Consider the following 24,470-nt stretch of genomic DNA (forward strand, 5'->3'; position numbering starts at 1 on the left):
GCGCGAGGTCGCCGGGGCGCAGCGCCGGCAGGTCCGCGTTGAGCGCCGCCACGGGGGCCGCCGGACGCGCCCGGCGGACCGCGCGGGCGCCGTGGGAGAGCGCCGCGTTCAGGCCGTCCGACGGAACCCCGCCGGAGCCGGGCGGCCGGTCGGGCACGGTGCGGGCGCCCAGCGCCGTCAGCTCCGCCCCCGCCAGCGGATCGTCCGTGACGACCACCACATCACCGACCTCGGAGCAGGCCAGCGCCGCCGCCACGGTGTCCTGCGCGAACGCCAGCGCGAGCCCCGGCCGCAGCCCGTCGCCCGTCGCGCCGGCCAGCCTGCTCTTGGCCCGGGCCAGCGGCTTCAGCGGAACCACCAGCGACCACGCGCCGCCCGCGACGCCCTTTCCGATTCTTCGCATCGGCCTCATTCTCGCCTGCTGCCGCAGCCGCCCGGGAGGACCGGGGTTACGGTGTTCTCGACAGACCGGGGACCTGGGGCGACACTTGTGCGGCTGCCCGTCCGCAGCTCAGCAGGTCCCACGAGGAGGGTGTCCGAGTGTCCCGCCGCAGAATCGGCTTCTGGTACCGCTTGGCCGCGGTCATCGCAAAACCGCCGCTGGTGGTGCTGTTCAAACGGGACTGGCGGGGAATGGAGCACATTCCGGCCGACGGCGGATTCATCACCGCGGTCAACCACAACTCGTATCTCGACCCGCTCTCCTACGCGCACTTTCAGTACAACACCGGACGCGTGCCGCGATTCCTCGCGAAGGCCGGGCTTTTCCGGACCCCGTTCGTCGGCATGATGCTGCGGGGCACGGGCCAGATCCCCGTCTACCGCGAGTCCAGCGACGCCGTCAGCGCCTTCCGGGCCGCCATCGACGCGATCGACCAAGGCGAGTGCGTCGCCTTCTACCCCGAGGGCACCCTCACCCGCGACCCCGACCACTGGCCGATGCAGGGCAAGACCGGCGCGGCCCGCGTCGCGCTGGAGACCAAGGCCCCGGTCATCCCGGTCGCCCAGTGGGGCGCCAACCACGCCATGCCGCCGTACGCCAAGGAGGACAAGCTCCGCCTCCTGCCGCGCAAGACGCTGCGGGTGCAGGCCGGGCCCCCCGTGGACCTCTCCGCCTACTACGGCATGGAGCCCACCGCCGACGTACTGCGCGCCGCCACCGACACGATCATGGCCGCCATCACCGAGCTGCTCGCCGAGGTGCGCGGCGAGCCGGCCCCCACCGAGGCGTACGACCACCGCACGGCCCGCGCGGAGCAGCGGCAGAAGACCCGGCAGCTCAAGGCCGAGGAACAGGGGGGAACCCCATGACGCGCTGCGCCGTCTACGGCGCCGGCTCCTGGGGCACCGCCTTCGCGATGATCCTCGGGGACGCGGGCTGCGACGTGACCCTCTGGGGCCGCCGCCCCGAGCTGGCCGAGACCATCAACACCGGCCGCACCAACCCCGACTACCTGCCCGGTGCCGTGCTGCCCGCTTCCGTCCGGGCCACGAGTGACCCCGCCGAGGCCGCCCGCGGCGCCGAGTTCACGGTGCTCGCCGTGCCCTCCCAGACCCTCCGCGAGAACCTCGCCGACTGGGCGCCGCTGCTCCCCGCCGACACCGTCTTCGTCAGCCTGATGAAGGGCGTCGAACTCGGCACCGCCAAGCGGATGAGCGAGGTCATCGAGGAAGTGGTCGGCAAGGCGCCCGGCGGCGCCGGCCCCGAGGACGTCCGGCGGCGGGTCGCGGTGCTCACCGGCCCCAACCTCGCCCGGGAGATCGCGGCCCGGCAGCCCGCCGCGGCGGTCGTCGCCTGCGCCGACGAGGCGGTGGCCAAGCGGCTCCAGACCGCCTGCCACACCCCCTACTTCCGGCCCTACACCAACACCGATGTCGTCGGCTGCGAGCTGGGCGGCGCCGTGAAGAACGTCATCGCGCTCGCCGTCGGCATCGCGGACGGCATGGGCCTGGGCGACAACGCCAAGGCCTCGCTGATCACCCGCGGTCTCGCCGAGACGACCCGGCTCGGGCTGGCGATGGGCGCCGACGCCCACACCTTCGCGGGCCTGGCGGGCATGGGCGACCTGGTCGCCACCTGCTCCTCCCCGCTGTCCCGCAACCACACCTTCGGCACCAACCTCGGCCGGGGCATGACCCTGGAGGAGACCATCGCGGCCACCGCGCAGACCGCCGAGGGCGTCAAGTCCTGCCAGTCCGTACTCGATCTGGCCCGCCGGCACGAGGTCGAGATGCCCCTCACCGAGACCGTCGTCGGCATCGTGCACGAGGGCAAGGCACCGCTCGTGGCGCTCAAGGAGCTCATGGGCCGCACCGCCAAGGCGGAACGGCACTAGAAACGGCTCGCATCCCATCGGGCGGGCCGGACGGGCGGCCGGTGCGGCGGACCGCAGCCGGCCCGCACCACCGCGACATTCCGGGGGACGGCCCCCGGACCATCGAGTTCAGGCAAGGTAATCTCAACGCGATATGAGCAGCGAGTCCTCTTCCCCCAGCCCCGCCCGCAAGCCGCGCGTCGCCGTCGTGTTCGGCGGGCGCAGCTCGGAACACGCCATCTCCGTGGTCACCGCCGGGGCCGTGCTCCGCGCCATCGACCGCTCCCGGTACGAGGTGCTGCCCATCGGCATCACCACCGACGGGCGCTGGGCGCTGACCGCCGACGACCCCGAGCGGATGGCGATCACCGAGCGGCAGCTGCCGAGCGTCCAGCAGCTCACCGAGCCGGGGGAGGGCGCCGTGCTGCTCCCGGTCGACCCGGGCAACCGTGAGGTCGTCTACAGCGAGCCCGGTGCGGTGCCCAAGGTGCTGGGCGAGGTCGACGTCGTCTTCCCGGTGCTGCACGGGCCGTACGGCGAGGACGGCACCCTCCAGGGGATGCTGGAGCTCTCCGGGGTGCCGTACGTCGGCGCCGGAGTCCTCGCCTCCGCCGTCGGCATGGACAAGGAGTACATGAAGCGGGTGTTCACCGGCTTCGGGCTCCCCGTCGGCCCCTACGAGGTGATCCGGCCGCGGGAGTGGGAGCAGGACCCGTCCGCCGCCCGGAAGCGGATCGTGGACTTCGCCGCCGAGCACGGCTGGCCGCTGTTCATCAAGCCCGCGCGCGCCGGCTCCTCGATGGGCATCACCAAGGTGGACCGCCCGGAGGACCTGGAGGCCGCCATCGAGGAGGCCCGCCGCCACGACCCCAAGGTCATCGTGGAGTCGCTGCTGCGCGGCCGGGAGATCGAGTGCGGCGTCCTGGAGTTCGAGGACGGGCCGCGGGCGAGCGTCCCCGCCGAGATCCCGCCGGTGGAGTCGCACGACTTCTACGACTTCGAGGCCAAGTACATCGACTCCGCCACCGGCCTGGTGCCCGCGCCGCTCACCGAGGAGCAGACCGCCCGGGTCCAGGAGCTCGCCGTCCGGGCCTTCGACGCCGTCTCCTGCGAGGGCCTGGTCCGCGCGGACTTCTTCCTGCAGGACGACGGGGAGTTCGTGATCAACGAGATCAACACCATGCCGGGCTTCACGCCGATCTCGATGTACCCCCGGATGTGGCAGGAGAGCGGCGTGAGCTACGCCGAGCTGGTGGACCGGCTCATCGAGGCCGCGCTGCGCCGCCCGACCGGACTGCGCTGAACCCGCGCGCGGGCGGTGGGCGACGGCGTCCCCGCCCGCCACCGGTTCCGCGCCGTTCCACCGCGCACGGCCCGGACGGCCGGTGGGGGAGGGAGCGGGCCTAGAGCTCGCTCGGCACGCTCTTCTTCACGGCACCCGCGAGATCGGGCAGCGCATTGACCTCGGGGGCGTACTTCCCCGGCACGGTCAGCTCGACGAAGGCCTTGCGCCCGGTGGTGGTGAACCGGTAACCGTCGTCCTGCTTCTCCAGCAGCCAGGTGACACCGTTGACATCCACCGCGTCCGCCGTGGGGTTGTAATGTTCGCTCCCGGGCGTCAGCACGGTGGGCCGGGCCACCCCGCAGCGCAGTTGCACCGCGGGGTCGCCCCAGTCGGCGGCGAAGTCCGAATCGGGCCCGGTGGAACTCCGGTCGAGCCCGTCGACGGTTCCGGGCAGATGCCCCTGGAGCGTCCGGCACATCCCGGCGGCCGCGGCCGACGGGGTGGGAACCGGACGGGTGCCGTCGCTGTCGGAGAAGGAACAGCCGGCGGCGGCGGTCAGCAGGGCGGCGGCGGGCAGGCAGAGGATCCGGCGAGAAAAAGCGCTCACCGGCCGAGCATAGACGGGGGCTACAGATGGACCACCGGGCAGGTCAGCGTACGCGTGATGCCGTCCACTTGCTGGACTTTGGCGACCACCATGCGGCCCAGTTCATCGACGGTCTCGGCCTGCGCGCGCACGATGACGTCATACGGCCCGGTCACGTCCTCGGCCTGGATCACCCCCGGGATCGCACCGATCGTCTCGGCTACGGTCGACGCCTTGCCGACCTCGGTCTGGATCAGGATGTACGCCTGTACCACGGAACCTCCAGGGCGGCCACGAGGATCATGTGGGGAGAAGGGACGCCACGGTACCGCGTCGCCGAGCGGCAGGGGGAGACCCGCGCAGCCGTCGGCGTGCTCGGAGCCGTGGACAGCAAGGACAGGTCGACGGCCCCGGCACCACTGCCGGGCCGCGAGGGCAATCGCACTGGGGCAGAAGGGGCACACCGATGAAGGGCACCGTGGGCGAGTTGGGGGAGTTCGGGCTCATCAGGGAGCTCACCTCACGGCTCACCACCACCCCCGCCGTACGGCTCGGGCCCGGCGACGACGCCGCGGTGATCGCGGCACCGGACCGCCGGGTCGTGGCCAGCACCGACGTACTGCTGGAGGGCCGGCACTTCCGCCGCGACTGGTCCACCGCCTACGACGTCGGCCGCAAGAGCGCGGCCCAGAACCTCGCCGACATCGCCGCCATGGGCGCCGTCCCCACCGCCCTGCTCGTCGGCCTGGTGGTCCCCGCCGAACTCCCGGTGACCTGGCCCGTGGAGCTGATGGACGGCATCCGGGACGAGTGCCAGGTGGCGGGCGCGGCCGTGGTCGGCGGTGACGTCGTCCGCGGGGACGCCATCACCGTCGCCATCACCGCGCTGGGCGACATGCGCAACCACGAGCCGGTCACCCGGGCCGGGGCACAGCCGGGCGACGTGGTCGCGGTGACCGGCTGGCTCGGCTGGTCCGCCGCCGGACACGCGGTGCTCTCCCGGGGATTCCGCTCACCGCGCGCCTTCGTCGAGGCACACCGCCGGCCCGAGCCGCCGTACCACGCCGGTCCGGCCGCCGCGGGGCTGGGCGCCACGGCGATGACCGACATCAGCGACGGCCTCGTCGCCGACCTGGGGCACATCGCCGAGGCCAGCAAGGTCCGGATCGACCTGCGCTCGGCCGCGATCGACGTCCCCACGCAGATGTCCGACATCGGGCAGGCCGTCGGGGTGGATCCGCTGACCTGGGTGCTCGGCGGCGGGGAGGACCACGCCATCGTGGCGACCTTCCCGCAGGACGTGAAGCTCCCCGCGCGGTGGCAGGTGATCGGCGAGGTGCTCAACCCCTCGGCGCTGCCGCAGGTGACGGTGGACGGGGCGCCCTGGGACAAGGGCGGCTGGGACCATTTCGGCGACATCGAGGACGCCCAGTAGATTCGGGCCCATGGAGACGGACCCGCAGCTGCCCCGGAAGACCCCGCCCCGCGTCCTCACCGTCGCCGGATCCGACTCCGGCGGCGGCGCGGGCATCCAGGCCGACCTGAAGGCGATGCTCGCCCTCGGCACGCACGGTATGAGCGTGGTCACCGCGGTCACGGCACAGAACTCACAGGGCGTACAGGGCGCGTGGGAGCTGCCCGCCGACGCCGTACGGTCCCAGTTCCGCAGCGTCGTCGACGACATCGGGGTGGACGCGGTCAAGACCGGAATGCTCGCCTCGGCCGAACTCGTCGAGACCGTCGCCGGACTCCTCGCCGATGCAGGCGTCCCGGTCGTGGTGGACCCGGTCGGGGTCTCCAAGCACGGGGACCCGCTGCTCGCCGCGTCGGCGCTCGACTCGGTCCGGACGAAGCTGCTGCCGGCCGCCACCGTCGCCACCCCCAACCTGGACGAGGTCGCCCAGCTCACCGGAGTACGGGTGGAGGACGAGGCGGACCTGCGCCGCGCGGCGGACGCGGTCCTCGCCTTCGGACCGCGCTGGGCGCTGATCAAGGGCGGGCACCTCGGGGGCGACGCGGTGGACCTGCTCACCGACGGCACGGAGGAGCACTGGCTGCGGTCCGTGCGCCACGACAACCGGCACACCCACGGCACCGGCTGCACCCTGGCGAGCGCCGTCGCCGCACGGCTGGCGACGGGCCGGACGGTGCCGGAGGCGGTGGCCGACGCCAAGGAGTACGTGACGGGCGCGATCGCCGCGGGCTTCCCGCTGGGCGAGGGCATCGGCCCGGTGGATCACGCCTGGCGGTGGCGCTGAGGGCGGGTCGAGCGGGGCCGGGGGTCCGCCTCGGCCCCTTGCCCCACGGCGGAACACCTGGGTGGTGCGTCGCCGCAGAGGTGCGCGCGGAGGCGGGCCGGAGGGAGGCGGGAGCCCGCGTCCGGAGGGACCGGGACCGACCGGGCGGCGCGCGGAAGCGCTCGCGCCCGGTGGCAACGAGCACGGAACCGTGCGGGAACAGCAGGTGGGCAGCGAGTACGGAACCGCCCAGGGACAGCAGAAAGCCGGCCCACTCCTCAGTGGACCGGCTCCGGCAACCGGCGAAGGCTGCGCTACGACGGGAACGTCAGCGCGAGACCTTGCCGGCCTTGATGCACGAGGTGCAGACGTTGAGCCGCTTCGGCGTCCGCCCGACCACAGCGCGCACCGTCTGGATGTTGGGGTTCCAACGACGGCGAGTGCGGCGGTGCGAGTGCGAAATGTTGTTGCCGAAGCCCGGCCCCTTGCCGCAGACGTCGCAGTTGGCAGCCACGGGTCACTCCAAAGACTTCAGATGCACTTACGGTGAATCCCGGCGCGCCGAGATCGGTGAAGACCGGCGGTGCCAGGGTGGGAATGGCCCGATTCTCATCGGGCAACCGGAGCAGCATACAACGACCGCTCCCGTACAACGAAACTACCATGGCGGCCCGGGCCCCCGCCCCGGCCGGTCCCCGGTCCCGCGACTACTCTGCGGTGGCAATTCTTCCGCCCGGCCCGAGGAGGACGCAGGTGCCGCACACCCTCGACGCCACGACGGTGCGCACGTGGTGCGAGCTGGCTCTCGAGGAGCTGGGGCAGGCCCGCGAGGGGCTGGACGCGATCAATGTCTATCCGGTCGCGGACGGTGACACCGGCACCAACCTCTATCTGACCGTCGAGTCGGCGGCCCGCGCGGTGGACGTGGTGTTCGCCACCGGGGACGTGGCGCCCGGCGGCACCGGCCCGGCGCTGGCCGAAGCGGTCCGGGCGATGGCGCACGGCGCGCTGATCGGGGCGCGGGGCAACTCCGGCACGATTCTCGCGCAGCTGCTGCGGGGGGTGGCGGAGGTCCTGGCCGAGGGGCACCCCGGCACAGACCGACAGCCGGAGTCCGGAACCGCCCCCTCCGCGGGGAGCGCGCCGGAGGCGGGGACGGACGACGCGGCCCCGCTCCCGGGTACCACGGCCCCCGCACCGGCCCCCGCACCGGCCACCGGCACCCCGCCCGACGCCGAGGCGGACCCGGCCGGCTCTTCAACGACGGGCCTCGCTGCCTCTGCCACGACGGCCCCGGCCGCCTCTCCGACGACGGGCCCGACCGACTCCCCCACGACGGGCCCGGCACCGGACCCCGCCGCGGACGCCCTGCGCCGCGCGCTTCGCCGGGCCGCGGAATCGGCCTACCGCGCGGTGGCCCACCCGGTGGAGGGCACCGTGCTGACCGTGGCCACCGCCGCCGCCGACGCGGCCGGGCGGACCGAGGGCAGCGCCGGAGCCGTGGCGCGCGCGGCGTACGAAGGGGCGTGCGCCGCGCTGGACGCCACTCCCGGACAACTGGACGTGCTGGCGCGCGCGGGCGTCGTGGACGCGGGCGGCAGCGGCCTGGTGGCCGTGCTGCGCGCGCTCGCGGAGGCGGTGTCCGGAGAGCTGCCGATGGGGCTCCTCGGCGGCCCGCACACCCGGCCGCACCGGCCCGCGTCACCGCACCCCGCCCCGGGCGGCCCCGCCGCGCCGTGCGGTCCCGCGCTCTCCGTCCCGGGGCGGCTCGTCCCCGGGCGGCCCGGCGAGGAGCCCCGCCCGGGGCCCGCCTATGAGGTGATCTACCTGCTGGAGGCGTCCGACGAGGCCGTCGCCACCTTGCGCGGGACCCTGGACGCGCTCGGTGACTCGCTCGTCGTGGTCGGCGGGGACGGGCTGTGGAACGTCCATGTGCACGTCGACGACGCGGGCGCCGCCGTGGAGGCCGGGGTCGTCGCCGGGCGGCCGTACCGGATCGCCATCACCCACTTCGCTCCTGCCGCCCCGGCCCGCCCCGCGGACGCCGCGGCGGGCAGGGTCCCGGCCGGCTCCGTAGCCGGCCCGGAGCGGCGCGGGGAACGGGAACAGCGCGCGGTCGTCGCCGTCGTCCCCGGCGAGGGGCTCGCCGCGCTGTGCCGCGAGGCCGGCGCGGACGTGGTGTCCTGCCGCCCCGGGGAGCGGCCCGCCGGGGACGAACTCGTGCAGGCCATCCGCCGGGCCCACGCCCACGAGGTCGTCCTGCTGCCCAACGACGGGGAGCTGCGGCACACCGCCGCGGCCGCCGCCGAGCAGGCCCGCGCCGAGGGGGTCCGGGTGGCGCTGATCCCCACCCGCTCCAGCGTCCAGGGCATCGCCGCCCTCGCCGTCCACCAGCCCGGCCGCCGCTTCGACGAGGACGTCGTCGCCATGACCGCCGCCGCCGGTGCCACCCGGCACGCCGAACTGGCCGTCGCGGAGGCCCAGTCGTGGACGATGGCCGGGGTCTGCCAGGCCGGGGACGTCCTCGGCCTGATCGACGGCGACGTGGCGGTCATCGGGCCCGACCTGGCCGGAACGGCCGCGACCGTGCTGGACCGGATGCTGGCCGCGGGCGGGGAGATGGTGACCCTCGTCCTGGGCTCCGGGATCCCCGACGACCTCGCCGACCGCCTCCAGGCGCACGTCCGCGAGCACCATCTCGCCGTCGACACCGTGGTCTACCGGGGCGGCCAGCCGACCGTGCCGCTGCTCATCGGCGTCGAGTGAGGCGCGCCCGGCGGGGGGTGAGCCGCCGGTCCGGAAGCCGGCCCGCCGGAGGGGCCCGTTGGTGTGCCGGCCGTCGGTCCGGACGCCCGGCGCCGGCCCCGCCCGAGAGGCCCCGGCAGCGCGCCGGCCGTCGGCCGCGGGATCCGGACGCCGGCCCCGGCGCGGTGTGTGCGGCGCCCGCGCCGGGTCGGTGACCGGGCGCGTCCGCCCCGCCCAGCCCATGTCGTGGCGCCCGTCCTGTCACACCGATGGTGTGCAATGGACTGCGTGCCAGCGCTGGATGAATCCCTGAAGAAGACGGTCGGCGGCAACACCGCGAAGGTGATGGCCGACCAGCTCGGCCTGCACACCGTGGGCGACCTGCTGCACCACTACCCGCGGCGGTACGCCGAGCGCGGTGAGCTGACCCGGCTCGCCGACCTGCCCCTGGACGAGCACGTCACCGTCGTCGCCCAGGTCGCCAAGGCAGCGAAGAAGACCTTCAACCACGGCAAGGGCGTCCGCCTGGAGGTCGTGGTGACCGACGGCAGCGGCTCGCTCACCCTGGTGTTCTTCGGCCGTGCGGCCCACCACCACGAGCGCGAACTGCTGCCCGGCCGCCGCGGCATGTTCGCGGGCAAGGTCTCGGTCTTCAACCGCACCCGGCAGCTCGCCCACCCCGACTACGAACTGCTCGACCGGGACAGCGGGAGCGACGCCGTCGAGGGCTTCGCCAACCAGCTGCTGCCGCTCTACCCGGCCTGCAAGCAGCTGCCCTCCTGGCGGATCGCCAAGTCGCTCGGCGCGCTGCTGGACACCTTCGAGGCCGACGGCTGGCGCGATCTCATCGACCCGCTGCCCACCGCGCTCCGGGAGAACCGGGGCCTGAGCACCCTCCCCGACGCCCTCCGCAAGGTCCACCGGCCGCGCACCAGGGCCGATCTGGCCGATGCCCGCGCCCGGCTGAAGTGGGACGAGGCGTTCGTCCTCCAGGTCGCCCTCGCCCGGCGGCGGTACGCCGACGCCCAGGCCCCGGCCGTGCCCCGGGTCCCCCGCGAGGACGGTCTGCTGGACGCCTTCGATGCGAAGCTGCCGTTCACCCTCACCGACGGCCAGCGGAAGGTCTCCGCGGAGATCTTCGGCGACCTGGCCACCGAACACCCCATGCACCGGCTGCTCCAGGGCGAGGTCGGCTCCGGCAAGACCATGGTCGCGCTGCGGGCGATGCTCGGCGTGGTCGACGCGGGCGGGCAGGCCGCCATGCTCGCGCCGACCGAGGTCCTGGCCCAGCAGCACCACCGGTCGGTCGTCGAGATGATGGGCGAACTGGCCGAGGGCGGCATGCTGGGCGGGGCCGACCGGGCCACCCGGGTCGTGCTGCTCACCGGCTCGATGGGCGCCGCCGCCCGCCGCAAGGCGCTGCTCGACCTGGTCACCGGCGAGGCGGGGATCGTCATCGGCACGCACGCGCTGATCGAGGACAAGGTCCGATTCCACGACCTGGGCCTGGTCGTGGTCGACGAGCAGCACCGCTTCGGCGTCGAACAGCGCGACGCCCTGCGCTCCAAGGGCAAGCAGCCGCCCCACCTGCTGGTGATGACCGCCACCCCGATCCCGCGCACCGTCGCCATGACGGTCTTCGGCGACCTGGAGACCTCGGTGCTCGACCAGTTGCCGGCCGGCCGCTCGCCGATCGCCAGCCATGTCGTGCCGGCCGCGGACAAGCCGCACTTCCTGGAACGCACCTGGGAGCGGCTGCGGGAGGAGGCCGAGAACGGCCACCAGGCGTACGTCGTGTGCCCGCGCATCGGCGACGAGGAGGACGACGCGGCGGCCCGGAAGGCGGGCAAGGACGCCGCCGACGGCCCGCCCCCCGAGGACGGCGCCGACCGCCGGCCGCCGCTGGCCGTGCTGGACGTCGCCGAACGCCTGGTGAAGGGCCCGCTGAGCGGACTGCGGGTGGAGGTACTGCACGGCAGGATGCACCCCGACGCCAAGGACGACGTGATGCGCCGCTTCGCCGCGGGCGCGGTGGACGTGCTGGTGGCCACCACGGTCATCGAGGTCGGCGTGAACGTCCCCAACGCCACCGGGATGGTCATCATGGACGCCGACCGCTTCGGCGTCTCCCAGCTGCACCAGCTCCGCGGCCGGGTCGGCCGGGGCAGCGCCGCCGGACTCTGCCTGCTGGTCACGGAGATGCCGGAGGCGAGCCCCGCACGGGCCCGGCTCGACGCGGTCGCCGGCACGCTCGACGGCTTCGAACTGTCCCGGATCGACCTGGAGCAGCGGCGCGAGGGCGACGTCCTCGGCCAGGCCCAGTCCGGGGTCCGCTCGTCCCTGCGGATGCTCGCGGTCATCGAGGACGAGGAGGTGATCGCGGCGGCCCGCGAGGAGGCCGTGGCGATCGTCGCCGACGACCCGGAACTCACCGGATTCCCGGAGCTGCGCACGGCGTTGGACGCTCTGCTGGATGCCGACCGCGAGCAGTACCTCGACAAGGGCTGAGGGCGCCCGGGCCCCTCGGCCGTCCGCCGGGGAGAGGCGCCCGCCGCGCTGGGGCGCCACCGGGGGCCCACCCGACGCCATATCGTGGGAGCAGCAGCCGCAGGCTCCGCGGCAGCAGCTCCACCCACCGTGACGAAGGGCCGGACCTCATGACCCGCGTGATCGCCGGAGAAGCCGGCGGACGCCGCCTGGCCGTACCCCCGGGCACCGGAACCCGGCCCACCTCCGACCGGGCGCGCGAGGGCCTGTTCTCCACCTGGGGGTCGCTGCTGGGCGATCTGCACGGCATCCGGGTGCTGGACCTCTACGGCGGTTCGGGAGCCGTCGGCCTGGAGGCGCTGTCCCGGGGCGCCGGCCATGTGCTGCTCGTCGAGGCCGACGCCCGCGCCGCCCGCGTCATCCGGGAGAACGTCGGCGTGATCGCCATGCCGGGCGCCGAGGTGCGTGCCGGGAAGGCGGAGCAGATCGTCGCCGGACCGGCCCCCGCCACCCCCTACGACGTGGTCTTCCTCGACCCGCCGTACGTGGTCACGGACGACGATCTCCGCGAGATTCTGATCACACTCCGCGACAGGGGCTGGCTCACCGAGGACGCCCTCGCCACCGTGGAGCGCAGCACCAGGGGCGGCGAATTCCGGTGGCCCGCCGGGTTCGAGGGCCTGCGGGCCCGTCGATACGGCGAGGGCACGCTTTGGTACGGTCGCGCCGCCCCGACGCGCACCGACCAGTCATCCGTCAGCGTGTCATGAACGGACCGGAGAGCGAGGAACCACTGTTGCGCCGCGCAGTCTGTCCGGGGTCCTTCGACCCCGTCACCAACGGACACCTCGACATCATCGGCCGTGCCTCCAAGCTGTACGACGTGGTGCACGTCGCCGTGATGATCAACCAGTCCAAGAAGGGCCTGTTCGCCGTCGACGAGCGGATCGACCTGCTCCGCCAGGTCACCGCGGAGTACGGCAACGTCGAGGTCGAGGCCTTCCACGGCCTGCTCGTGGACTTCTGCAAGCAGCGCGACATCCCGGCCATCGTCAAGGGCCTCCGCGCGGTGAGCGACTTCGACTACGAACTCCAGATGGCCCAGATGAACAACGGCCTCTCCGGCGTCGAGACGCTGTTCGTGCCCACCAACCCCACCTACAGCTTCCTCTCCTCCAGCCTGGTCAAGGAGGTCGCGGCCTGGGGCGGCGACGTCTCGCACCTGGTGCCGCCGCTGGTGCTGGAAGCCCTCACCGAGCGCCTCGCCGAGCGGAAGTGACCCCTCCGCCCCGCTGACGTTCCCTCAGCAGGTGTCGGCGGGGTGGTGCATGGCCGTACAGTCGTTGGGACCCGAACCGCCGGCCGGCACCGTGCACGCCCGGCGGCCGTCGCCCCGGAACCCCGGCCAGACAAGACTGCGAGCAGCCTCAGTGGACGTGCAGAAGAAGCTCGACGAGATCGTCGAGACCGTCGGCAGCGCCCGGTCCATGCCCATGTCGGCCTCCTGTGTGGTCAACCGCGCCGAGCTGCTGGCCATGCTCGAAGAGGTGCGCGCCGCCCTCCCCGGCTCCCTGGCCGAGGCCCGGGACCTGATCGGCGGCCGTGACCGGATGGTCGAGGAGGCGCAGCGGGAGGCCGAGCGGATCATCGAGTCGGCGCACGCCCACCGCGGCTCGCTGATCTCCGACACCGAGGTGGCCCGGCAGTCCCAGGGCGAGGCCGACCGGATCCTCGCCGACGCGCGCCGCGAGGCCGAGGAGATCCGCGCCGAGGCCGACGACTACGTCGACAGCAAGCTCGCCAACTTCGAGGTCGTCCTCACCAAGACCATCGGCTCCGTCGACCGAGGCCGGGAGAAGCTCCTCGGCCGCGGTCCGGGCCTGGACGAGCAGGGCTACGCGGACGAGGACGCCCCGGAGCGCAGCGCCGACCCGGCCACCCTCCGGGACCGCGCCGACGCCTACGTGGACACCAAGCTGGGCGCCTTCGAGGCCGTGCTCGCCAAGACCCTGGAGGCCGTCGGCCGGGGCCGGCAGAAGCTGCACGGCCGCCAGACCGCCGACGACCTGGGCGCGCACCTGGCCGCCCAGGACGGGATGGTCCAGGCGCCGCAGACCAGTGACGCCGACTACCTGGCCGGTCTGGCCGGCGACGGGCAGGCGCCCTTCCCGCAGCAGCCCACCGCCCCGCCCGCACAGCAGCCCGCGCCCGGCGTCCCGCAGCAGCCCGGCGTCCCGCAGCCCGGGGAGCCGGTGCAACTGCCCCACCAGGGCCGGCCCGAGCAGGACTACTACACCCCGGCCGCCGCCTATCAGCAGGACCCGTACGGATACCAGGGCTACGCCGGCCAGGACGCCTACGGCTACCCGCAGCAGGACCCGGGCTACGGCTACCAGCAGCCGTACGACCCGAACACCGGCTACCCGGCCCAGCCGGGGCAGCAGCCGCAGCAGCAGCCCGCCGGGGCCCTGGACGAGACCAGCCTCTTCGACACGGGCATGATCGACCTGGACCGCCTCCGGGAGTACGAACAGGGCCGCTGACCGGGGATCCCGGAGCGGATTGGGCCTCACGCGGCCCGTCCAGTATCCTGGCTGTTCGGTCGCGCGTACGTCCGCGATCTCGGCTGCCCGCATTGCCTCGGCATCGGGCCGCCAGTACCGCAGCGTAGAAAGCAGGAAGCTCTGAACGCCCGCCTCGACCACCGCAACCCACTCGTGTTCGACACACATGAGCTGGGGCGGCGCCCGGGTGCGCTTCAGCGGCTCTCCCGCTCCGTCGACGCCCCCGCGAGCCTCGGTATCGAGGTCATCGGGGTGCCCGGCGACGCGACGGTCGAGCTGGACATCCGCCTCGAGTCGGTCATGGAGGGGGTACTCGTCACGGGTACCGCCGGTGCGCCGCTGACGGGCGAATGCGTAAGGTGTCTGGAGCCGCTGGAGCGTGAGCTCCGGACGGACTTCCAGGAAATGTTCTCCTACCCCGACGCCGATGACCGGAACCGCGAGACGGAATCCGGCGACGACGCCGAGGACGAGGACATGCTCTTCCTCGAGGACGGCCTGTTCGACCTCGAGCCCGTGCTGCGGGACGCGGTGGTGCTCGCACTGCCGCTGCAGCCGGTGTGCCGGGAGGACTGCCCCGGTCTGTGCCCCGAATGCGGGGCGCGGCTGGCGGACGACCCGGACCACCACCATGACGCCGTCGACACCCGTTGGGCGGCACTGCAGGGACTCGCCGAGACCATCCAGGGCGGCGAGAAGGACGACATGAGCGGCGCCGAAGCGGGCGTCGACGAGAAGCAGGAGAAGTAGCCGTGGCTGTTCCGAAGCGGAAGATGTCGCGCAGCAACACGCGCCACCGCCGGTCGCAGTGGAAGGCTGCGGTCCCCACCCTGGTGGCGTGCGAGCGCTGCCACGAGCCGAAGCAGCAGCACATCGCGTGCCCGAGCTGCGGCACCTACAACCGTCGTCAGGTCCTCGAGGTCTGATCGGCGGGTGACAGGCTCCATGTCAGACGCCAATTCGCCGAACCCTCCCCGCAAACGCGGGGGTGCAGCGGCGCAGCAGGCGGACACGGCCTCGTCCCACACGCTTCTGGAAGGGCGGCTCGGGTATCACCTCGAGTCCGCCCTTCTGGTGCGTGCGCTGACCCACCGCTCCTACGCGTACGAGAACGGCGGTCTGCCCACCAACGAGCGGCTGGAGTTCCTCGGGGACTCCGTGCTCGGCCTGGTGGTCACCGACACGCTGTACCGCATCCACCCCGACCTGCCCGAAGGCCAGCTGGCCAAGTTGCGGGCCGCGGTGGTCAACTCGCGTGCGCTGGCGGAGGTCGGCCGCGGCCTCGAACTCGGTTCCTTCATCCGGCTCGGCCGGGGCGAAGAGGGCACCGGTGGCCGGGACAAGGCATCGATCCTCGCCGACACCCTCGAAGCGGTGATCGGCGCGGTCTACCTCGACCAGGGACTGGACGCGGCGGGGGAGCTGGTGCACCGGCTCTTCGACCCGCTGATCGAGAAGTCCTCGAACCTCGGCGCGGGCCTGGACTGGAAGACCAGTCTCCAGGAGCTCACCGCCACCGAGGGGCTGGGCGTTCCCGAGTACCTGGTCACCGAGACCGGACCCGACCACGAGAAGACCTTCACGGCTGCTGCCCGCGTCGGTGGTGTCGCGTACGGCACCGGCACCGGCCGCAGCAAGAAGGAAGCCGAGCAGCAGGCTGCCGAGGCGGCCTGGCTCGCGATCCGCGAGGCCGCCGACGCGGCGGCCGTCGCGGCAGCCGAGTCCGGCGCACCGGGGGAGGCGGCCGACAGCGAGGCCGCCGGCTCCGGCGCGGCGCGCCAGGCACAGTAGGACCGCTGTCCGCACCTCCGCCCCGCGGCGGGGTGCGGACCTCCGCGTGCGGGCCCCCGGGCCCGTGGCGTGAACCGCCCATCCATCCCCAGGGGGTGGATGGGCGGCGTACGTTCCGGCCCGTTCCCGCCGGGCGGCGCCGTGTACCCGTCGAATTTCTCCCCGAGGAGCGCCCCGTGCCCGAGCTGCCCGAGGTCGAGGTCGTCCGCCGCGGACTCCAGCGGTGGATCTCCGGCCGCACGGTCTCCGCGGTCGAGATCCGGCACGCCCGGTCCATCCGGCGCCATCTGGCCGGGCCGGCCGACTTCGCCGACCGGCTCGTGGGCCGCCGCCTCGGCCCCGCGCACCGCCGCGGCAAGTACCTCTGGATACCCGTCGAGGACACCGGCACCGCCGTCCTGGGCCACCTCGGGATGAGCGGCCAGCTGCTCGTCCAGCCGCACGACGCCCCCGACGAGACCCATCTGCGGATCCGGGTGCGGTTCGCCGACGACGACCCCACCGAGCTGCGCTTCGTCGACCAGCGCACCTTCGGCGGGCTCTCGCTGCACACCCAGGTCGCCGGCGATCCGGAGGGCCTGCCCGACGCCATCGCGCACATCGCCCGGGACCCGCTCGACCCGGCGTTCGACGAGCCGGCCTTCCACGCCGCGCTGCGCCGCCGCCGGACCACGGTGAAGCGGGCCCTGCTCGACCAGTCGCTGATCAGCGGCGTCGGCAACATCTACGCGGACGAGGCGCTGTGGCGGGCGAAGCTCCACTACGAGCGGCCGACCGCGGGCATGACCCGGCCCCGCACCGCCGAACTGCTCGGGCACATCCGGGACGTGATGAACGCGGCCCTCGCCGTCGGCGGCACCAGCTTCGACAGCCTCTACGTCAACGTGAACGGCGAGTCCGGGTACTTCGACCGCTCCCTCGACGCGTACGGCCGCGAGGACGAGCCCTGCCGCCGGTGCGGTACGGCCATCCGGCGCCGCCCGTGGATGAACCGCTCCAGCTACTACTGCCCCCGCTGCCAGCGGCCTCCGGCGCGCCGCGTCCTGCCGCCGCGCTGAGGCCGGGGGCCGTCCCGGCGCGGGTGAGCCAACGACCGTCGCAGATTGCCTATATTCAGTGAGGTTTGTCCCGTTTTAGGGATTCCTCATATGCGTATGCGGAGGCGATGGTGACGGACGCTCCCACGGTGGTTGGCCCGGAACAGCCGAGGACGGCGAGCGAAGCACCGCCGACGCCGCGCGCAAGCCACCCCGCAGCGCCTCCCGTACCCCTGGAGCCGGCCCTGCGCTGGCACCGGCCGCGGACCTGGCCGCGCGACTGGCTGCTGCTCGCCGGGTACTGGGCGGCGTCCCGGCTGGTGATGCTCGCCCTGCTCCGGCAGGGCCACGGCGACATCGCCGGCGAGGTCCATGTGCTCTACCAGCGCTGGGACGGCCAACTCCGGGACGGCACGTTCCCCGTCGGGGACGTCGCCTGGCAGTACCCGCCCGGTGCCGCGATGGTGATGATCGCCCCCGGTCTGCTGCCCCTCGTCACCTACCTCCAGGGCTTCGTGCTGCTGATGCTCGCCTCCGACGCCGTGGTCGGGCTGGCCCTGGTGCGGGCCGCGCACCGCGGCGGCGGCCGCAGCCTGGGCGGCGCCTGGATCTGGGTCCTGGGGCTGCCCCTGCTCCTGAGCCTGCCGTACGCCCGCTACGACGTCCTCGTCACCGGAATCGCCGTCCTGGCGCTGCTGGCCCTCGCCGGGCGGCCGCGGCTGGGCGGGGTGCTGGCCGGTCTCGCCGCCGTGATCAAGGTGTGGCCGGTGCTGACGGTGCTGGGCACCCCGCGCGGCCGGACCACCCGGGAGACCTGGCTGGCGCTCACCGCCGCCGCCGGGGTGTTGCTGCTGGTGCTCGCCGTCGGCTTCCGCGGGGCGTTCGACTTCCTCTTCGCCCAGCAGGAGCGGGGCGTGGAGATCGAGTCCATGGGCGGCGCCGTGCTGCACGCCGCGCGGGTGCTCGGCTGGCCGGGCGAGGTGCGGCACCAGTACGGCTCGTTCGAGTTCGTCGGGCCCTATGTCTCCTCGGTCGCCCTGGCCTCGGTGCTGCTCACGGTGGTGGCCTTCGGCTGGCTGCTGTTGTGGCGGGTGCGGGCCCGCCGCTGGACCGACGCCACCCCGTACGACGCGGCGCTCGCGGCCGTCCTGCTCTTCACCGCCACCAGCCGGGTGATCAGCCCGCAGTACCTGATCTGGCTGATCGGCCTCGCCGCGGTCTGCCTCACCGTCGGCCGGACCACCCAGCGCCCGGTCGCCGTCCTGCTGCTGCTGGTGGCGGCGCTGACCACGGTCGACTACCCGCTCTTCTTCGGCGCGGTGCTCAACAGCTCCTGGCAGGGGGTGGCGGTGCTGGGCCTGCGGAACCTGCTGCTCCTGACGGCCGCGCTGCTGTCCTGCGTCCGGCTGTGGCGGGCGACCGTCCCGCGCCGGTCCGCCCGCCCCGCCCCGGTGCCGTAGCCCGGTGGCTCACCCCGGAGGCGGCGGCACCCCGGAGGGCGGCGGCAGCGCGGAGGGCGACGGCACCCCGGAGGACGCCCGCGCGGTGCGGGCAGGGGCCGGTCAGCGGTGCGGGGAGAGGCCGGTCAGTAGCCGAAGTCCTGGGTCCACCACGGTCCGCCGTCCCCGTAGTGGGCTCCGACCCCGAGGGTCCGGTAGCCGCAGTTGAGGATGTTGGCGCGGTGCCCCGGGCTGTCCATCCAGGCGTCCATCACCGCCGCGGCGTCCCGCTGCCCGCGCGCGATGTTCTCGCCGCCCAGCAGCGCGCCGATGCCCAGCCCCTTGGCCCGGTCCCACGGGGTGGCCCCGTCCGGGTCGGTGTGGTCGAAGAAGTCCCGGTCCGCCATGTCCTCGCTGAAGTCGTCGGCCAGCCCGCCGAGTCTCCGGTCGGGCTTCACCGGCCGGCAGCCCGCCCGCGCCCGCTCGTGGTTGACCAGTTTCAGCACCTCGGCCTCGGCCGCCTCCTCGCCGACCGGACGCTCCGGCGCGGCGGAAGCGGGCTTCCCCTTCTTCGGGCCGGAGGTCTCGGCCGGGGTCGCGGGGGAGTCCTCGGGCGGCGCGGACGAGGACGGCCGCTCGGGCGCCTTCCCGGACGGTGCGGCCGGGGTGCCGGGGCGGGAGGACGGCCCGCCGGGGGCCTCGCTGCGCCCGCTTCCGCGGTCCGCGGGTGCCGAGCTCCGGCCGGTCGGCCGCGTGGCGGGCGTGTCCTGGGGCTGCTGCTCGGGCAGGTCCCCGGTCCGTACCCGGCCGCCCGGCGTCTCGCTCCCGACGGTGTACTCGCCGCCCTGGCCGGGCAGCAGCCCGGAGGTCACGGCCGCGGCCCCCATCGCGACGGCGGCGGACACCCCCAGCAGACCGGTCCGTACCGGTGCGGCGACCCGCTGCCCGCCCCGGTGCCGCGCCGGATTCCCGGCGGGCAGCGCCTCGGGGGCGGTGCGTCGGTGGCGGCCCATCGCTGCGTTCCTCCACGTGATCCCGGTCCCTCACTCCTCCGGGTGAGGTTCATTGACCGGGGACTGTACGCCATGGGGGACGGGGTCGCCGGGCCCCGCGAGCAATTGGCCGGTTAGCGTGCCGGTCATGAACGAAGATGTCCGCCTCACCGCATGGGTCCGCGGCCGCGTCCAGGGCGTCGGCTTCCGCTGGTTCACCCGTGCCAACGCCCTGGAGATCGGTGACCTGCGCGGCTTCGCGTCGAACCGCCCCGACGGGCGGGTCCAGGTCGTCGCCGAGGGCCCCCGGCACAGCTGCGAGAAGCTGCTCGCCTGGCTCAGCGCGGGTGACACGCCCGGCCGGGTCGACGGAGTCACCGAGATCTGGGACACACCCCGGGGCGTCTACGACACCTTCGCGATTCGCTGAGAGACCCCTTTGGCCCACGCTCCCGGGCCGGGCGGCGACGGCCCGAGAGATGCCCTGGGCATGTGCGCAGGAGACGGATGACCTGGTGGTTGCCAAGAACGCCGGGTCGTGCAAGGCTGCCGTCCCAAGAGTTGATCTCCACGCCCCGCGGGCCCCCTGGAGAGAGCAGCGCCGCGCATTCCCCGCCGCCTGCTCCCGGGCCGCCCGAGGATACGGGGTGTGATCGTGTTGACCCTCAAACCATTTGGTGAGACTCTGGAATCCCCGCGCACCCTACCTGTTTGACATCGATTTCCGCGTTGATGACGGACATGCGGGTGCGAATCCCTCACGACCCACCACCGCTACGGTCGGTCACTCAGTGTGGAGGACCATCCATCATGGCAAAGGCGCTTCTCGGTTACGTCGGCGGCTCCGACCCGCGACTCCTCGCCGAGATGCGACGGCTCCAGCAGCGCGTACAGGACCTCGAGTCCGAGCTCGTACGGATTCAGGCCGAGAACGACGCGCTGTCCGCCGCCGCGCACGGTGACTCGCTGCTCGACAGCATCGACATCGACGTACCCCAGGCGGAGCCTGCGCTCACCTGACCTCAGCCCCAGGCCGGTCGGGCTGCACGTCAGCCGCTTGAAGAATCTTCAAGGGACGCCTCAGGCGTCCCTTTTTTCTTTTCCGCCCGATCCGGGGGAGCCTCCCCTCTTCGACTGATGTGCCCTGCGTTTCCCACGGTGAAACTCCCTGGTGAAACCCGACCCCGAAGGTAGAGTCCGACGGCGTGCACCTCAAGAGCCTGACCCTGCGCGGATTCAAATCCTTCGCTTCGGCCACGACGCTCCGCTTCGAACCGGGCATCACCTGCGTGGTGGGCCCCAACGGCTCCGGCAAGTCGAACGTCGTGGACGCGCTGTCCTGGGTCATGGGCGAGCAGGGGGCCAAGTCGCTGCGCGGCGGCAAGATGGAGGATGTCATCTTCGCCGGGACGACCGGCCGCCCGCCGCTCGGCCGGGCCGAGGTGTCCCTGACCATCGACAACGCCGACGGCGCGCTGCCCATCGACTACGCCGAGGTCACCATCACGCGGATCATGTTCCGCAACGGCGGCAGCGAGTACCAGATCAACGGGGACACCTGCCGGCTGCTGGACATCCAGGAGCTGCTCTCCGACTCCGGAATCGGCCGGGAGATGCACGTCATCGTCGGCCAGGGCCAGCTGGACTCCGTACTGCACGCCGACCCGATGGGCCGCCGGGCCTTCATCGAGGAGGCCGCGGGGGTCCTCAAGCACCGCAAGCGCAAGGAGAAGGCGCTGCGGAAGCTCGACGCGATGCAGGGCAACCTCGCGCGGGTGCAGGACCTGACCGACGAACTGCGCCGCCAGCTCAAGCCGCTGGGCCGGCAGGCCGCGGTGGCCCGCCGGGCCGTCGTCATCCAGGCCGATCTGCGGGACGCGCGGCTCCGGCTCCTCGCCGACGACCTGGTCACCCTCCAGGAGGCGCTGCGCGCCGAGGTCGCCGACGAGGCGGCCCTCAAGGAGCGCAAGGAGGCCGCGGAGGCCGATCTGCGCGCGGCGCAGCAGCGCGAGGCGGCGCTCGAGGAGGAGGTGCGCGTGCTCGCGCCGCGGCTCCAGCGGGCGCAGCAGACCTGGTACGAGATGCAGCAGCTCGCCGAGCGGGTCCGCGGCACGGTCAGCCTCGCCGACGCCCGGGTCAAGAGCGCGACGGCGGCTCCCGCCGAGGAGCGCCGCGGCCGGGACCCGGAGGACATGGAGCGCGAGGCGGCGCGGATCCGTGAGCAGGAGGCGGAACTGGAGGCGGCGCTGGAGGCCGCCCACCGGGCGCTCGACGACACCGTGGCCCACCGGGCCGAACTGGAGCGCGAGCTCGCGCAGGAGGAGCGGCGGCTCAAGGACGCCGCCCGCGCCATCGCCGACCGGCGGGAGGGGCTGGCCCGGCTGCACGGCCAGGTCAACGCGGCCCGGAGCCGCGCCGGATCGGCCCAGGCCGAGATCGACCGGCTGGCGCTGGCCCGGGACGAGGCCCAGCAGCGGGCGGTCACCGCACAGGAGGAGTACGAGCAGCTCCGGGCCGAGGTCGACGGGCTCGACGCGGACGACGCCGAGCTCTCCGCCCGCCACGAACAGGCCAAGGAGGAGCTCGCCGCCGCCGAGGCCGCGCTGAGCGCCGCCCGTGAGGCGGCCACCGCGGCCGAGCGCCGGCGCGCCGCGACCGCCGCCCGCCACGAGGCCCTGGCGCTGGGACTGCGCCGCAAGGACGGCACCGGCGCGCTGCTCGGTGCCCGGGACCGGCTGACCGGACTGCTGGGCCCCGCCGCCGAACTGCTCACCGTCACGCCGGGCCACGAGGTGCCGATCGCCGCCGCGCTGGGCGCCGCGGCCGACGCCGTCGCCGTCGGCGACACCGCGACGGCGGCCGAGGCTCTGCGGCTGCTCCGCAAGCAGGACGCGGGCCGCGCGGCCATACTGCTGGGCGCGGAGTCCGACGGGGCCGGTGGAGCGGCGGAGGCCCCCCGTCCGCCCGACGGCTGCCCGTACGCCGCGGAGCTGGTCAGCGGCCCGGCCGGGCTGATGCCCGCGGTGCGCCGCATGCTGCGCGACATCGTGGTCGTCGGAACGCTGGAGGACGCCGAGGATCTGGTCGCCGCGCACCCGGGCCTGATCGCGGTGACCGGGGAGGGCGACCTGCTCGGCGCGCACTTCGCGCACGGCGGCTCCGCCGGCGCGCCCAGCCTGCTCGAAGTGCAGGCCTCCGTCGACGAGGCCGCGGCCGAGCTGGAGGAACTGGCGGTGCGGTGCGAGGAACTGGCGGCGGAGCAGCACCGGGCCCAGGAGCGGCGCACCGAGTGCGTCGCGTCGGTGGAGGAGCTGGCCGCCCGGCGCAGCGCGGCCGACCGGGAGAAGTCGACGGTCGCCCAGTCCCTGGGCCGGCTGGCCGGGCAGGCGCGGGGCGCGGCCGGTGAGGCCGAGCGGATGACGGCGGCCGCGGCCAAGGCCGAGGAGGCGCTGCTGCGGGCCCGGGAGGAGGCCGAGGAGCTCAGCGAGCGGCTGGCGGTGGCCGAGGAGGAGTCCTCCCTCGCCGACGGGGAGGAACCGGACACCTCGGTCCGGGACCGGCTGGCCGCCGACGGGGCCAACGCCCGGCAGACGGAGATGGAAGCGCGCCTCCAGGCCCGTACCCACGAGGAACGCGTCAAGGGGCTTGCGGGGCGGGCCGACGCGCTCGACCGGGGCGCGCGCGCCGAGCGTGAGGCACGGGCGCGCGCCGAGCAGCGGCGCGCCCGCCTCCGTCACGAGGCCGCGGTCGCCGCCGCGGTCGCGGACGGGGCCCGCCAACTGCTCGCGCACCTCGAGGTGTCACTGGTCCGGGCGGAGGCGGAGCGGACGGCCGCCGAGCAGGCCAAGGCGGCGCGCGAGACCGAGCTGGCCGCCGAGCGCAACCGGGGCCGCGAGGTCAAGGGCGAGCTGGACAAGCTGACCGACTCGGTGCACCGGGGCGAGGTGCTGGGGGCGGAGAAGCGGCTGCGGGTCGAGCAGCTGGAGACGAAGGCGCTGGAGGAGCTCGGTGTCGAACCGGCCGGTCTGGTCGCCGAGTACGGGCCGGACCAGCTCGTGCCCGCCTCGCCGCCGGCCGAGGGCGAGGAGCTGCCGGAGGACCCGGAGCACCCGCGCAACCGGCCGGTGCCCTTCGTCCGTGCGCAGCAGGAGAAGCGGCTCAAGGCCGCCGAGCGGGCGTACCAGCAGCTGGGCAAGGTGAACCCGCTGGCCCTGGAGGAGTACGCGGCGCTGGAGGAGCGGCACAAGTTCCTGACCGAGCAGCTGGAGGACCTGAAGAAGACCCGGGCCGACCTGCTGCAGGTGGTCAAGGAGGTCGACGAGCGGGTGGAACAGGTCTTCACCGAGGCCTTCCGGGACACCGCCCGCGAGTTCGAGGGGGTGTTCTCCCGCCTGTTCCCGGGCGGCGACGGGCGGCTGATCCTCACCGACCCCGACAACATGCTCACCACCGGAGTGGACGTCGAGGCCCGCCCGCCCGGCAAGAAGGTGAAGCGGCTCTCGCTGCTCTCCGGCGGGGAGCGGTCGCTCACCGCGGTGGCGATGCTGGTATCGATCTTCAAGGCCCGGCCCAGCCCGTTCTATGTGATGGACGAGGTCGAGGCGGCCCTCGACGACACCAATCTGCAGCGACTGATCCGGATCATGGAGGAGCTCCAGGAGAGCTCCCAGCTGATTGTGATCACCCATCAGAAGCGCACGATGGAGGTCGCGGACGCCCTCTACGGGGTCTCGATGCAGGGCGACGGCGTCTCGAAGGTCATCAGTCAGCGATTGCGCTGAGTGCTCATGCTCTCACTTTCAAGTCTTTGCTCCGGCCTTCAAGTCTTGAACGCGACCACTGATGGGCGTCGGGGAAACATCTTGGTCACGACCTATTGACTTAGAAACTTGAAGGAATAGTCTCTGCAACGTTCCTTTTACCTTCAAGTGGTGGCTGCCTGATTGCACCCCACTGGAAGTCCCCCCAAACCCGGCGACGCGGCCGGGCTCC

General features: G+C 73.5%; 22 protein-coding genes and 1 pseudogene. 18 read left to right on the forward strand and 5 right to left on the reverse strand.

Annotation, left to right across the window (positions count from 1 at the left end; translation table 11 throughout):
• Window positions 1–403: NTP transferase domain-containing protein (locus tag ABT112_RS20155; protein WP_351511413.1), on the reverse strand; the 403-nt coding region annotated here is incomplete at its 3' end.
• Window positions 404–540: 137 nt separating this feature from the next.
• Between ABT112_RS20155 and ABT112_RS20160 the strand changes: the two genes are divergently transcribed.
• The 3 genes from ABT112_RS20160 (at window position 541) to ABT112_RS20170 (ending at window position 3,618) form a co-directional block, all read left to right on the forward strand.
• Window positions 541–1,311, forward strand: coding sequence for a lysophospholipid acyltransferase family protein (locus ABT112_RS20160; protein ID WP_351511415.1), 771 nt, complete (start codon window positions 541–543; stop codon window positions 1,309–1,311).
• Complete coding sequence (locus tag ABT112_RS20165; RefSeq protein WP_351511417.1) at window positions 1,308–2,336, forward strand: NAD(P)H-dependent glycerol-3-phosphate dehydrogenase; 1,029 nt, start codon at window positions 1,308–1,310, stop codon at window positions 2,334–2,336. The genes ABT112_RS20160 and ABT112_RS20165 overlap by 4 nt, the downstream gene beginning before the upstream one ends.
• A 133-nt stretch (window positions 2,337–2,469) precedes the next feature.
• Window positions 2,470–3,618 carry a D-alanine--D-alanine ligase family protein gene (locus tag ABT112_RS20170; protein WP_351511418.1) on the forward strand — a complete coding sequence of 383 codons (1,149 nt, stop codon included), beginning with the start codon at window positions 2,470–2,472 and terminating at the stop codon, window positions 3,616–3,618.
• A 100-nt stretch (window positions 3,619–3,718) separates the two neighbouring features.
• Here ABT112_RS20170 and ABT112_RS20175 read toward each other — a convergent pair whose 3' ends face one another.
• The gene (locus ABT112_RS20175; RefSeq protein ID WP_351511420.1) at window positions 3,719–4,207 is read right to left on the reverse strand and encodes a DUF3515 domain-containing protein; all 489 of its coding nucleotides are present in this window, start codon (window positions 4,205–4,207) and stop codon (window positions 3,719–3,721) included.
• Between the two features lie 20 nt (window positions 4,208–4,227).
• A complete protein-coding gene (locus ABT112_RS20180) occupies window positions 4,228–4,461 on the reverse strand; it encodes an Lrp/AsnC family transcriptional regulator (RefSeq protein WP_351511422.1) in 234 nt (77 codons plus the stop codon).
• A gap of 191 nt (window positions 4,462–4,652) precedes the next feature.
• Here ABT112_RS20180 and ABT112_RS20185 point away from each other — a divergent pair, with 191 nt between their 5' ends.
• The gene (locus ABT112_RS20185) at window positions 4,653–5,621 is read left to right on the forward strand and encodes a thiamine-phosphate kinase (protein ID WP_351511424.1); all 969 of its coding nucleotides are present in this window, start codon (window positions 4,653–4,655) and stop codon (window positions 5,619–5,621) included.
• Window positions 5,622–5,631: 10 nt separating this feature from the next.
• Entirely contained in the window at window positions 5,632–6,444 is an 813-nt protein-coding gene (gene thiD, locus ABT112_RS20190) for a bifunctional hydroxymethylpyrimidine kinase/phosphomethylpyrimidine kinase (RefSeq protein ID WP_351511426.1), read from the forward strand.
• Between the two features lie 382 nt (window positions 6,445–6,826).
• Here the strand turns inward: thiD and rpmB are convergent.
• Window positions 6,827–6,937 (reverse strand): annotated as a pseudogene (gene rpmB, locus ABT112_RS35385) (50S ribosomal protein L28); the annotation flags it as partial.
• Window positions 6,938–7,236: 299 nt separating this feature from the next.
• Here rpmB and ABT112_RS20200 point away from each other — a divergent pair.
• From ABT112_RS20200 to ABT112_RS20245, 10 genes are all read left to right on the forward strand, one after another.
• Window positions 7,237–9,189, forward strand: coding sequence for a DAK2 domain-containing protein (locus ABT112_RS20200; protein ID WP_502975400.1), 1,953 nt, complete (start codon window positions 7,237–7,239; stop codon window positions 9,187–9,189).
• A 258-nt stretch (window positions 9,190–9,447) separates the two neighbouring features.
• Window positions 9,448–11,676 (forward strand): ATP-dependent DNA helicase RecG, encoded by a 2,229-nt coding sequence (gene recG / locus ABT112_RS20205; protein ID WP_351511429.1) that lies wholly within the window; start codon window positions 9,448–9,450, stop codon window positions 11,674–11,676.
• Between the two features lie 149 nt (window positions 11,677–11,825).
• Window positions 11,826–12,425 (forward strand): 16S rRNA (guanine(966)-N(2))-methyltransferase RsmD, encoded by a 600-nt coding sequence (rsmD, locus tag ABT112_RS20210; protein WP_351511431.1) that lies wholly within the window; start codon window positions 11,826–11,828, stop codon window positions 12,423–12,425.
• Between the two features lie 26 nt (window positions 12,426–12,451).
• On the forward strand, window positions 12,452–12,934 hold the full coding sequence (gene coaD / locus ABT112_RS20215) for a pantetheine-phosphate adenylyltransferase (RefSeq protein ID WP_351511433.1): 483 nt from the start codon (window positions 12,452–12,454) through the stop codon (window positions 12,932–12,934).
• A gap of 151 nt (window positions 12,935–13,085) precedes the next feature.
• Window positions 13,086–14,198, forward strand: coding sequence for a F0F1 ATP synthase subunit B (locus tag ABT112_RS20220; RefSeq protein WP_351511435.1), 1,113 nt, complete (start codon window positions 13,086–13,088; stop codon window positions 14,196–14,198).
• Between the two features lie 141 nt (window positions 14,199–14,339).
• On the forward strand, window positions 14,340–14,969 hold the full coding sequence (locus ABT112_RS20225) for a YceD family protein (protein ID WP_351511547.1): 630 nt from the start codon (window positions 14,340–14,342) through the stop codon (window positions 14,967–14,969).
• 2 nt (window positions 14,970–14,971) lie between these two features.
• Complete coding sequence (rpmF, locus tag ABT112_RS20230) at window positions 14,972–15,145, forward strand: 50S ribosomal protein L32 (RefSeq protein ID WP_009714764.1); 174 nt, start codon at window positions 14,972–14,974, stop codon at window positions 15,143–15,145.
• Between the two features lie 19 nt (window positions 15,146–15,164).
• Entirely contained in the window at window positions 15,165–16,010 is an 846-nt protein-coding gene (gene rnc / locus ABT112_RS20235; RefSeq protein WP_351511437.1) for a ribonuclease III, read from the forward strand.
• Window positions 16,011–16,186: 176 nt separating this feature from the next.
• Window positions 16,187–17,068, forward strand: a complete 882-nt coding sequence (gene mutM / locus ABT112_RS20240) for a bifunctional DNA-formamidopyrimidine glycosylase/DNA-(apurinic or apyrimidinic site) lyase (protein WP_351511439.1) — start codon at window positions 16,187–16,189, stop codon at window positions 17,066–17,068.
• A gap of 128 nt (window positions 17,069–17,196) precedes the next feature.
• Entirely contained in the window at window positions 17,197–18,507 is a 1,311-nt protein-coding gene (locus ABT112_RS20245; protein ID WP_351511440.1) for a glycosyltransferase 87 family protein, read from the forward strand.
• A gap of 125 nt (window positions 18,508–18,632) precedes the next feature.
• Here ABT112_RS20245 and ABT112_RS20250 read toward each other — a convergent pair whose 3' ends face one another.
• Complete coding sequence (locus ABT112_RS20250; RefSeq protein WP_351511442.1) at window positions 18,633–19,499, reverse strand: CAP domain-containing protein; 867 nt, start codon at window positions 19,497–19,499, stop codon at window positions 18,633–18,635.
• Between the two features lie 127 nt (window positions 19,500–19,626).
• Here ABT112_RS20250 and ABT112_RS20255 point away from each other — a divergent pair, with 127 nt between their 5' ends.
• The 3 genes from ABT112_RS20255 to smc all read left to right on the forward strand — a co-directional run bounded on the left by ABT112_RS20255 (window position 19,627) and on the right by smc (window position 24,259).
• Window positions 19,627–19,908 carry an acylphosphatase gene (locus ABT112_RS20255; RefSeq protein ID WP_351511444.1) on the forward strand — a complete coding sequence of 94 codons (282 nt, stop codon included), beginning with the start codon at window positions 19,627–19,629 and terminating at the stop codon, window positions 19,906–19,908.
• 380 nt (window positions 19,909–20,288) lie between these two features.
• A complete protein-coding gene (locus ABT112_RS20260) occupies window positions 20,289–20,498 on the forward strand; it encodes a hypothetical protein (protein WP_351511446.1) in 210 nt (69 codons plus the stop codon).
• Between the two features lie 185 nt (window positions 20,499–20,683).
• Window positions 20,684–24,259 carry a chromosome segregation protein SMC gene (gene smc, locus ABT112_RS20265; protein ID WP_351511448.1) on the forward strand — a complete coding sequence of 1,192 codons (3,576 nt, stop codon included), beginning with the start codon at window positions 20,684–20,686 and terminating at the stop codon, window positions 24,257–24,259.
• Window positions 24,260–24,470 lie beyond the last annotated feature (211 nt).

The organism is Streptomyces sp. NPDC002055, assembly GCF_040296705.1.
Taxonomy (GTDB): Bacteria; Actinomycetota; Actinomycetes; order Streptomycetales; family Streptomycetaceae; genus Streptomyces.

Coding starts and splice junctions, on each gene's coding strand:
- ABT112_RS20170 (WP_351511418.1), top strand. CDS start 2,470: ATGAGCAGCGAGTCCTCTTCCCCCAGCCCCGCCCGCAAGCCGCGCGTC.
- ABT112_RS20260 (WP_351511446.1), top strand. CDS start 20,289: ATGGCAAAGGCGCTTCTCGGTTACGTCGGCGGCTCCGACCCGCGACTC.
- rnc (WP_351511437.1), top strand. CDS start 15,165: ATGTCAGACGCCAATTCGCCGAACCCTCCCCGCAAACGCGGGGGTGCA.
- ABT112_RS20255 (WP_351511444.1), top strand. CDS start 19,627: ATGAACGAAGATGTCCGCCTCACCGCATGGGTCCGCGGCCGCGTCCAG.
- recG (WP_351511429.1), top strand. CDS start 9,448: ATGGACTGCGTGCCAGCGCTGGATGAATCCCTGAAGAAGACGGTCGGC.
- thiD (WP_351511426.1), top strand. CDS start 5,632: ATGGAGACGGACCCGCAGCTGCCCCGGAAGACCCCGCCCCGCGTCCTC.
- rsmD (WP_351511431.1), top strand. CDS start 11,826: ATGACCCGCGTGATCGCCGGAGAAGCCGGCGGACGCCGCCTGGCCGTA.
- ABT112_RS20165 (WP_351511417.1), top strand. CDS start 1,308: ATGACGCGCTGCGCCGTCTACGGCGCCGGCTCCTGGGGCACCGCCTTC.
- ABT112_RS20250 (WP_351511442.1), bottom strand. CDS start 19,499: ATGGGCCGCCACCGACGCACCGCCCCCGAGGCGCTGCCCGCCGGGAAT.
- ABT112_RS20185 (WP_351511424.1), top strand. CDS start 4,653: ATGAAGGGCACCGTGGGCGAGTTGGGGGAGTTCGGGCTCATCAGGGAG.